Origin of the sequence: Cypionkella sp. (assembly GCF_034376685.1) — a bacterium.
GTDB lineage: Bacteria > Pseudomonadota > Alphaproteobacteria > Rhodobacterales > Rhodobacteraceae > Cypionkella.
This window is the reverse complement of the sequence record NZ_JAXMJJ010000019.1, coordinates 39,344-47,670: the sequence shown is the minus strand read 5'-3', so window position 1 is coordinate 47,670 and position 8,327 is coordinate 39,344. Positions and strand designations below refer to the sequence as shown.

Below are 8,327 nucleotides of genomic sequence, written 5' to 3'. Positions count from 1 at the left end.
GGCCGGCGAGGTCGGAGGCTGTCATGTCCTCGTGCGCCGCGACGGTGACCAGCGGGCGGCCGAGCCGCCAGGCCATGTGCTCGACGAAGCGCGTCTTGCCGCAGCCGGTCGGCCCCTTCAGAAGAAGGGGCAGACCGCGTGCATGGGCGGCTTCGAACAGGGCAACTTCCTGCGCCACGGGGCGGTAGTAGGGGACAGTGCGTTCGGGAGTCAGGGCGTTCACAGGACCTCTCCTTCCGGCAGCACCACCGGACCGGGGGCGATAACTTCGCGCCGGACCACGACTTGGGCGTAGATGAACAGGATCGCGCCCAGCACCACGGCAATCCCGGCCCCGAAGCGCATCATGTAGAAGAGGGAAAGCTGGTCCTGCACATCCATGTAGTAGTCGCCGACGATGCGCTGCATGTGGGTCTGGATCGTGCCGGCGAAGGTCAGGACGAAGGTCATGAACGCCATGCCCCCGGTCATCAGCCAGAAGGACACCATGTTCAGCACCTGATTATAGGGTGCGCGGCCGCGCAGCAGCGGCATGGCATAGCTGATGATCGCCAGGTTCATCGCGACATAGGCGCCGTAGAAGGCCAGGTGGCCGTGGGCCGCGGTGATCTGCGTGCCGTGGGTGTAGAAGTTCACGCCGTGGAAAGTGTGCAGAAAGCCCCAGACGCCCGCACCGAAGAAGGCCACGGTGGCCGAGCCCAGCGCCCAGAGAAGGGCCGCCTTGTTCGGATGGTTGCGACGACCCTTCCACACCATGATGAAGGCAAAGGACATCATCGCGAAGAACGGCACCACCTCGAAGGCCGAGAAGATGGAGCCGGTCCACTGCCAGTACTCCGGCAGACCGATCCAGTAGAAGTGGTGCCCCGTGCCAAGGATGCCAGAGAACAGTGCGGTGGCGACGATGACGTACAGCCATTTCTCCACCACCTCGCGGTCGACACCTGTAAGCTTCAGCATCAGGAAGGCCAGGATCGCGGCCATCACCAGCTCCCACGTGCCCTCGACCCAGAGGTGGACGACGAACCACCAGTACATCTTGTCGAGGCTGAGGTTGTCGGGGTTGATGAAGGCAAAGATCCACAGCAGTGACAACAGCCACAGCCCGGTCAACAACACGCCGGTGATTGCGGTCTTGCGGCCAGCGAGCACAGTCATCGAGATGTTGATCAGAAAGATCACCGCCGCGACAAGGATGCCGAATTTCACCCAGAGCGGCTGTTCGAGAAATTCTCGCCCGCCGTGGATGCCGACCAGATAGCTGCCAACTGCCCCCAAGGTGCCGACGACGAGGATGATCAGTTGCAGATAGGCCAGTTTCACCGACCAGATTTCGCGCTCGGATTCTTCTGGCACAAGGAAATAGGCCGCGCCAAAGAACCCCAGCAGCAGCCAGACGATCAGCGCATTGGTGTGGATCATGCGGATGATGTTGAACGGCAGGATTTCTGACAATGTGTTGGGCGAGACATAGATCCACCCCGCCAGCAGCCCGCCTGCGACCTGAATTCCGAACAGCCCCATTGCCACAATAAAATAGGCAAGGGCGACCCTTTGTGATTGATATTTCATGTCTTTCTCCTATCCCGCATCCGTTGGCGGCCAGCCTTGGGTGTCTGTCTGATCAGCCCAGCGGAGAAACTCTGCCAGAGCGCGCATTTCTTCGGGGGTGATCTTGAACAAAGGCATCTGGCGACGCCCTTCGATGCCGCTGGGTTGGGCGGCCATCCAGCCGTCCAGCGTCTCAAACGCGGCCTGCGGATCGTCCTGCACGCCCCAACGGGTCATCACATTGCCGAGTTCGGGGGCAAAATACGCGCCTTCGCCGTGCAACGTATGACAGTTGATGCAGCTGTGACGCTCCCAGACATGCTTGCCAAGGATCACCTCGGGCGACAGCGGCATGCCTGCGGTGGAGACATTCACCAGATAGCGGTGGGAATGGATGGTCATGGCAATGAACACGATGATGAAAAACAGCGATCCACCGTAAAATATGTTCCTGGCGCGTGACTTCGTGAGGATCTCTGACATGGGGTCGGTCCTGGCGATTGTTGCGGATCAGCCCGGTCTACGCGCTGCGCCGCCGCCAGACGTTGTTCCAGCACAACGACGCAGGGCAATGGCGGACACAGGGTGGCAGGACGGCCATTCGGTCGAGACGGAGGCAGGATGCGCGGCCCCAGACTGGACGATCCCGATATGCCGCTGCGCCTGCTGTTCGACCTTTGGCCCGACACGGCGCGGGTGTTCTTGTCCCATCGCATGATGTGCTTCGGTTGCCCGATCGCACCATTTCACACCGTGATTGATGCCTGTGCCGAATACGGGCTGGATGAAGCCATCTTTCGCGCCAATTTGCGTATGGCGGTGACTGGCTGACTGGGCAGGCCTAGTGGATCGCCGCTGCGATCTCTGCGAAACCGGGGTGATCGGTGGGGCTGCGGCCGGTGGCCAAGCTGATCATGACCAAGCGGTGCGGGTCAATCACCACGATGTGGCACCGGGTGCTTTCGATCAGCCGCAGCCTTTCCCAACTGCTCAGCACGCGGCTGACGGTGTGTAGCGTGGTGCCCGTCATGTCGGCGATGTTGCCGCGTGTCAGTGGAAAGCCGATCTCGACCCCGCCCCCAACTTTGCGCCCGGATTGGCCAATCATTCGCAGCAACGCACAGGCGATCCGCTGTTCCACCAACTTGGTGGATAATTCGACAATCCGGTTGCTCATTTCATCGGCGCGGGCACCAACTGCTCGAAACGTCGCGGCCGCAAACGCGGGATAGGCGGCGCAAAATACCGACCAGAGCGCATTCGGCCAAGACAGAAGCAAACAATCATTTGCGGCTATCGCCGTGGTCTGATGGGTGATCTGTCCAAGCGCCACCCCGATGCCAAACATTTGCCCGACCTGAATGTGGAGCACAATGATCTGGTCACCTTCGGCTGTCAGCCTCACAAATCGGATGTCGCCCGTCATTAGCAGCGAGAAACGGCGCACCGGCTGCCCCTCGTCAAAAATCACCGTCCCGCCAAGCAAACGTCGCGGCTCGGCCAGGGCCATAACATCTCGAAGCTGCTGCATGTGAAGACCGAGAAAGGGCGGCGTTTGGCCAAGCCTGGCAGCTTCATAGGTTTTCATGGAGTTTCCTGAGATTGTGCCAGCGCAACGTCAATCGCCCACCAGCTGTGGCAACGTCCGCTTGCTGTGTCAACGTCCGAAACCGCAAATCGTTGCGTGGCATTCGGCTTGGCCACCGATTGCAAATTGGCCCGATCGCCCGCGCGCTCTGATCAGGCCCGCCCAACCATGCTGAAAGGTATCAAACATGCAAAAATCCATCCGCGCGGCCTATGGCGGCCCCAGCCTGTTCAGTTATGGCTTCCGCCCGCTGTTTCTGGCAGCGGGCCTGTTCGCCGCATTGATCGTGCCGCTTTGGATGCTGGTCTGGTCGGGGGATATCACGCTGAGCGGGCCGTTTTCGCCGCTGGACTGGCATATCCACGAAATGCTGTTCGGTTATACCTCGGCGGTGATTGCCGGTTTCCTGTTCACCGCGATTCCAAACTGGACCGGGCGCATGCCAACCCGCGGCTGGCCGCTGATGGTGTTGACGGCACTGTGGCTGGCCGGGCGGTTGGCGGTGGCTGGTATGCTGGGGTTGGAGCCAGTGGCGGTGATGGCGGTGGATTGCGGCTTCATGCTGGCAATCGGTGCAATGGTTACTACCGAGATCGTGGCGGGGCGCAACTGGAGCAACCTGAAGGTGGTCGCCCCGGTTCTGCTGTATCTGGTTGCCAACATCACGTTTCATCTGGAGTCGATCGCGACGGGCGGCGCCGACATTGGGCGGCGGTTGGGGTTTGCGATGGTGGTGATCCTGATCCTGCTGATCGGCGGGCGGATCATCCCCAGCTTTACCCGCAACTGGCTGGTCAAGCGCAGCCCCGAACCGGGGCCACTGCCGGTGCCGTTCGGGCGGTTTGATGTGGCAAGCCTTGTGGTGATGTTGACGGCGCTGTTGGCGTGGGTCGTCTGGCCAGAGTCCCGCTATTCCGGGGTGGCGCTGATGCTGGCCGCAGCGGTGCAGGGCTTGCGCCTTCTGCGGTGGCGCGGGTGGCGCGTCTGGTCATCACCCTTGCTGCTGATGCTGCATCTTGCGTTTGGATTCATCCCGGTGGGATTGGCGGCGCTGAGCCTCGCGTCGCTTGGCCACCTGCCTGCCGCGATTGGGCTTCATCTGTTGGGAGTGGGCGGGTTTGGCGGCATGACTCTGGCCGTCATGATGCGGGCGTCGCTTGGCCACACCGGGCGCGCGTTGCAGGCGGGGCCTGCGCTGACATTGGCCTTTGTCAGTGTGGCCCTTGCGGCGGTTGTGCGGGTCGCAGCACCAACAATGATGGGGCTGTGGATCGCGGCGGTGCTCTGGGCGCTGGGCTTTGGCATCTTTGTCTGGCGCATGGCCCCGGTGCTCAGCTTGCCCAATCCGGCGCGGCGTCAGCCCAATGGTCGATGACAGGCCCGGCACGGCCCATCGGAGGGCAGGTCAGGCGGTTGCACCGCTGAGGATGACCAGCCGATGTGGGGCGGTCACGGTGATCTTGCGACGTTCTGACAGCACAATTCCGTCCCGCTCCCATCCGCTGAGCAGGCGGCTGACGGTGTGCAGCGTGGTGCCGGTCATGTCCGATATGTTCTGCCGGGTGATTGGCAAGGCGATCTCGATGCCGCCTTCGACCTTGCGGCCGGTCTGGGTGATCAGGCGCAGGATGGCGCAGGCCACGCGCTGTTCGACCTGCTGCGTGGCCATTTCGACGATACGGTTGTTCATCTCGCCCACACGTTCGCCAACGGTCTTGTAAGTCTCGGTGGCAAAGCCGTCATAACGCTCGACGAAGCCCGCCCACAGCCGGTTGGGCCAGGCCAGCGCCAGACATTCATCAGCCGTCATCGCCGTCGCCGGATAGGTGGTGCGCCCCAATGCAGCGCCGATGCCGAACAACTGTCCCGGTGCGATATGCAAGGCGATGATCTGGTCGCCGCCCGGTGTGGTGCGTATCACCCGGATATGTCCGTCCATCAGCAGAAAGAACCGCTCGACCGGCTGACCTTCGCTGAACACCGCAACCCCAGGATCAAAACGCATAGACGTAGCGGCATCAAGGATCTCGCGGATCTGCGGGCGAGCGAGTTTGCGAAACGGCGGCAGGTCGATCAGCAGGCTTTCATCAAGTTTTTTCAACCACAGCCTCCGATGTTGTCGCAGCACAACGAGCCGCGTGTGACCTTAGCCTAGAACCAAGGGAAGACCAATCGCTCCCGTTCCTCGAAAGGACGCCTCATGTTCCCGAAACTGATCGCCGCCAGCCTTGCTGCTTTTCTGCTGGCCCCTGCCGCCTTTGCCGAAAACTTTGAGGTGAAGATGCTGAACAAAGGCACCGAGGGTGCCATGGTGTTCGAACCTGCTTTCGTGAAAGCGGCTGTTGGTGACACTGTCACGTTCATCTCGACTGACAAGGGCCACAATGCCGAAGGCATCGCCGACATGCTGCCGGAAGGTGTCGAGGCGTTCAAAAGCAAAATGGGCGAAGACTATGTGCTGACCCTGACCGCAGAGGGGCTCTATGGCGTGAAATGCACGCCGCATTACACGATGGGCATGGTCGCGTTGATCCAGGCGGGTGCGCCGGTCAATCAAGAGGCCGTTGCGGCTGTGCTGCTGAAGGGTAAGGCGAAAACCCGGTTCGAGCCACTGGTCGCGCAGATCGTCCAGTAAGGTCGTGACACACATACAAAGGGCGGCCCCGGCAGCGGGGCCGCCCTTTGGTCATTGAGTGGTGTCATGCCGCCCCGTCCCGCACCAGCCGGAACCCCAGATAATCTGGCGGCACCCCGGCGGCGCATCCGCCAGAGCGCGCATCGCGGATGAAACCGATCACGAAGGCCCGGTGCTTGCCCTGCACCGCCCGCACGCCGCAATAGTCTGATTGTGTCGCGATGGTTGCCCCGTCTGGGCTGAGCGTGCCGTTTTGAAAGCAGGTTTCCGTCCATTCCCAGACGTTGCCAGCCATATCGGCCACCCCCAGAGTGTTCTCACCAAAATATCCGGACGGATGCGCCACCAGATCGGCCGCGCCGCGCAAAGCGACCTCGCGCTGATAACTTGCGATCCAGCGCCGCGATGGGTCCGCACCGTTGGCATCGTCAGCAAAACTGTCATCACTGCCGCGCTCGGCTGCCGCGCGCAGCCATTCGGCATCGGTCGGCAAGCGCCAGTGCTGTCCGGTGCGTACTGAGAACCATTCGGCATAGGCGGTCGCATCCGCGTGGTTGATGTTGGTCTGGGCAAAGCCTGCCTGTCCGCTGGACGCCACGAGCGGGCAGGCGTTCTCGGTCATGCAGCGGGCATAGTCTGCCGCGCTCACCTGGTATTTCATGATCTCCAGTGCACCCGCATCCAATGGATGTTTCGGGGCATCGACGACTTTGGTGCCCTGACGGAACTCGCCCGCCGGGCGATAGTGCTGTAGACCAGCGGCAATCTGCACGGTTTTGGGTAGCGCCACCGACGGGGGCGGATCGGGCCAGAGCAGGATCGCCGCTGCCAAAGCCGATCCTGCCAGCAACACAAGACCTGAACGATGTTTCATGATTGCCCCCATAGTCAAGAAAAGGCGGCCCCAAGGCTGGAGCCGCCCGTTGATCAATGCCGACCAGCTTTACGGGAGCGCGGTCCGCCCCTCATGCGCGACATCGTATTCGACCGGGGCCACCACCTGTTCCATCAGATCGTTGTTCCAGTCGCCGCCGACGATCACATGTGCCGTCGCCCCCAGATTGACCGCCTCGATCAGGTTGTGGTTGACGTAGGCATAGACGCCCGGTTGCAGGAAGGTATAGAGCGCCGCCCCCGCCGATCCGCCGCGGATGAACCAGGTCTCAAGATCGCGCTCGGGCAGGTTGTTGAACTTGCCACTTTCCCAGACCAGATCGCCATGCCCGCCGATCAGATGCGGACGGCTGTCACGGTTGGCCTGACTGTGCACGAACAGCACGGTTTCGCCCTGTTCCGCTGCCAGAGCCGTGTCGCCTGTAAGGGCACCCACCCGGCCATTGAACACCACATGCGAGGGGATCAGGCGATTCATCACCTCAAGCGTGTCGGCATAGCTTTCGCCAGCATCGGCGAAGCGCAGATAGGCACCATCCGGGCCGCGCGGAATGTAGAAGTCATTCTCGCCGATGTAGTAAACACGGTCATAGGCAACCGGAGCGCCCAGATGATCCTTCAGCCCGTCGCGCGGCAGGACCATGATACACCCCGACATGCCCGAAACCACATGCCAAGGGATCATGGGGCCGCCCGGCGCGCAGTGGTAGACAAACACGCCCGGACGCGTGGCCTTGAACCGCAGCACGGCCTTTTCGCCGGGATTGACCAGCGTCAGCGATCCGCCGCCCAAAGCGCCCGTCGCCGCGTGAAAGTCGATATTGTGCTGCATCATGTTTTCTGGCGGGTTGAACAGGGTCAGTTCCACATAATCGCCCTCATGCACCACCATCATCGGGCCGGGAACCGAGCCGTTGAAGGTCATTGCCTGCAACCAGGCGCCCTCATCGACCTGAATTTCCTTCTCGATGATCTTCATCTCGAATTCGACAATTTGCGGGCCGGTGGTTGCAATCTGCTCATGCGGATGCACGAAGGGCGGAGCCACCAGCTTCACCTTGCGGCGTGTCAGTGTCGACAGATCGACAGGGGCTGCCGCCGAAGTGTCCATCACCTCTTCCGCCGCCACGGAGGTCTTCGTCACATAGGGTGAGGCCGCAACCAATGCGGCGCCCAAGAGTGCAGATCGTCTGGTCAGCATCTGGTTTTCCTTTCGGGAATGGAGCGTTTTCCGAAATCTACCTTTCCTCCATGCTTCGTTCGTTGTGATGCAGCAATGTTCGCGGCAGTAGCTCGATGGCGTATCACCAAGCGCTCCACGACCAAGTGAGTGCAATCGGGTGATTTGTGCAGACCACATCTGCGCTGCCTGCGGCAAATCCTAACGAGGTAAGTTCGCACTCACTGCATTCATCACGAGTGCCCACTTTCGAAAGACCATATAGCGACACGGAACTTCCGTTATTGGCCGAGCGCAGCCCTGACAGGCATGAACTGCGCAATAAGCGGAGAGCCGTCTGACGGCAGCGCAGTTGCAGAGACCTTAAAAGAGCCGCCATTCGCGCGGTTAGCAGCGAAAAGGTCAACGGATCAGGCGTGAGGCTGGAGAGCAGACCATCGCGGCATCTTTGCACCAGTTTCGGCTAAGCGCAGCAACCC

At 61.4% G+C, this 8,327-nt stretch carries 10 protein-coding genes; 3 read left to right on the top strand and 7 right to left on the bottom strand.

What is annotated here, in order from left to right; genetic code table 11:
- The 3 genes from U1A24_RS04590 to U1A24_RS04580 all read right to left on the bottom strand — a co-directional run.
- The coding region (locus U1A24_RS04590; RefSeq protein ID WP_322320797.1) for an AAA family ATPase at positions 1 to 223 on the bottom strand (223 nt) is incomplete at its 3' end.
- Positions 220 to 1,572 (bottom strand): cbb3-type cytochrome c oxidase subunit I, encoded by a 1,353-nt coding sequence (locus tag U1A24_RS04585; protein ID WP_322320796.1) that lies wholly within the window; start codon positions 1,570 to 1,572, stop codon positions 220 to 222. The genes U1A24_RS04590 and U1A24_RS04585, both read right to left, overlap by 4 nt.
- A 9-nt stretch (positions 1,573 to 1,581) precedes the next feature.
- Positions 1,582 to 2,034, bottom strand: coding sequence for a cytochrome c (locus U1A24_RS04580; RefSeq protein WP_322320795.1), 453 nt, complete (start codon positions 2,032 to 2,034; stop codon positions 1,582 to 1,584).
- Positions 2,035 to 2,172: 138 nt separating this feature from the next.
- Between U1A24_RS04580 and U1A24_RS04575 the strand changes: the two genes are divergently transcribed.
- Positions 2,173 to 2,382, top strand: a complete 210-nt coding sequence (locus U1A24_RS04575) for a DUF1858 domain-containing protein (protein WP_322320794.1) — start codon at positions 2,173 to 2,175, stop codon at positions 2,380 to 2,382.
- Between the two features lie 10 nt (positions 2,383 to 2,392).
- Here the strand turns inward: U1A24_RS04575 and U1A24_RS04570 are convergent, their stop codons facing one another.
- Positions 2,393 to 3,082, bottom strand: coding sequence for a Crp/Fnr family transcriptional regulator (locus tag U1A24_RS04570; RefSeq protein WP_322320793.1), 690 nt, complete (start codon positions 3,080 to 3,082; stop codon positions 2,393 to 2,395).
- 244 nt (positions 3,083 to 3,326) lie between these two features.
- On the opposite strand from U1A24_RS04570, the gene U1A24_RS04565 reads away from it, so the two are divergent.
- A complete protein-coding gene (locus U1A24_RS04565; RefSeq protein WP_322320792.1) occupies positions 3,327 to 4,514 on the top strand; it encodes an NnrS family protein in 1,188 nt (395 codons plus the stop codon).
- Between the two features lie 30 nt (positions 4,515 to 4,544).
- Here the strand turns inward: U1A24_RS04565 and U1A24_RS04560 are convergent, their stop codons facing one another.
- Entirely contained in the window at positions 4,545 to 5,240 is a 696-nt protein-coding gene (locus U1A24_RS04560; protein WP_322320791.1) for a Crp/Fnr family transcriptional regulator, read from the bottom strand.
- A gap of 99 nt (positions 5,241 to 5,339) precedes the next feature.
- Between U1A24_RS04560 and U1A24_RS04555 the strand changes: the two genes are divergently transcribed.
- On the top strand, positions 5,340 to 5,774 hold the full coding sequence (locus U1A24_RS04555; protein WP_322320790.1) for a pseudoazurin: 435 nt from the start codon (positions 5,340 to 5,342) through the stop codon (positions 5,772 to 5,774).
- A 64-nt stretch (positions 5,775 to 5,838) separates the two neighbouring features.
- Here the strand turns inward: U1A24_RS04555 and U1A24_RS04550 are convergent, their stop codons facing one another.
- Positions 5,839 to 6,648 (bottom strand): SUMF1/EgtB/PvdO family nonheme iron enzyme, encoded by an 810-nt coding sequence (locus U1A24_RS04550; protein ID WP_322320789.1) that lies wholly within the window; start codon positions 6,646 to 6,648, stop codon positions 5,839 to 5,841.
- A 69-nt stretch (positions 6,649 to 6,717) separates the two neighbouring features.
- Positions 6,718 to 7,869, bottom strand: a complete 1,152-nt coding sequence (gene nirK, locus U1A24_RS04545) for a copper-containing nitrite reductase (protein ID WP_322320788.1) — start codon at positions 7,867 to 7,869, stop codon at positions 6,718 to 6,720.
- Positions 7,870 to 8,327 lie beyond the last annotated feature (458 nt).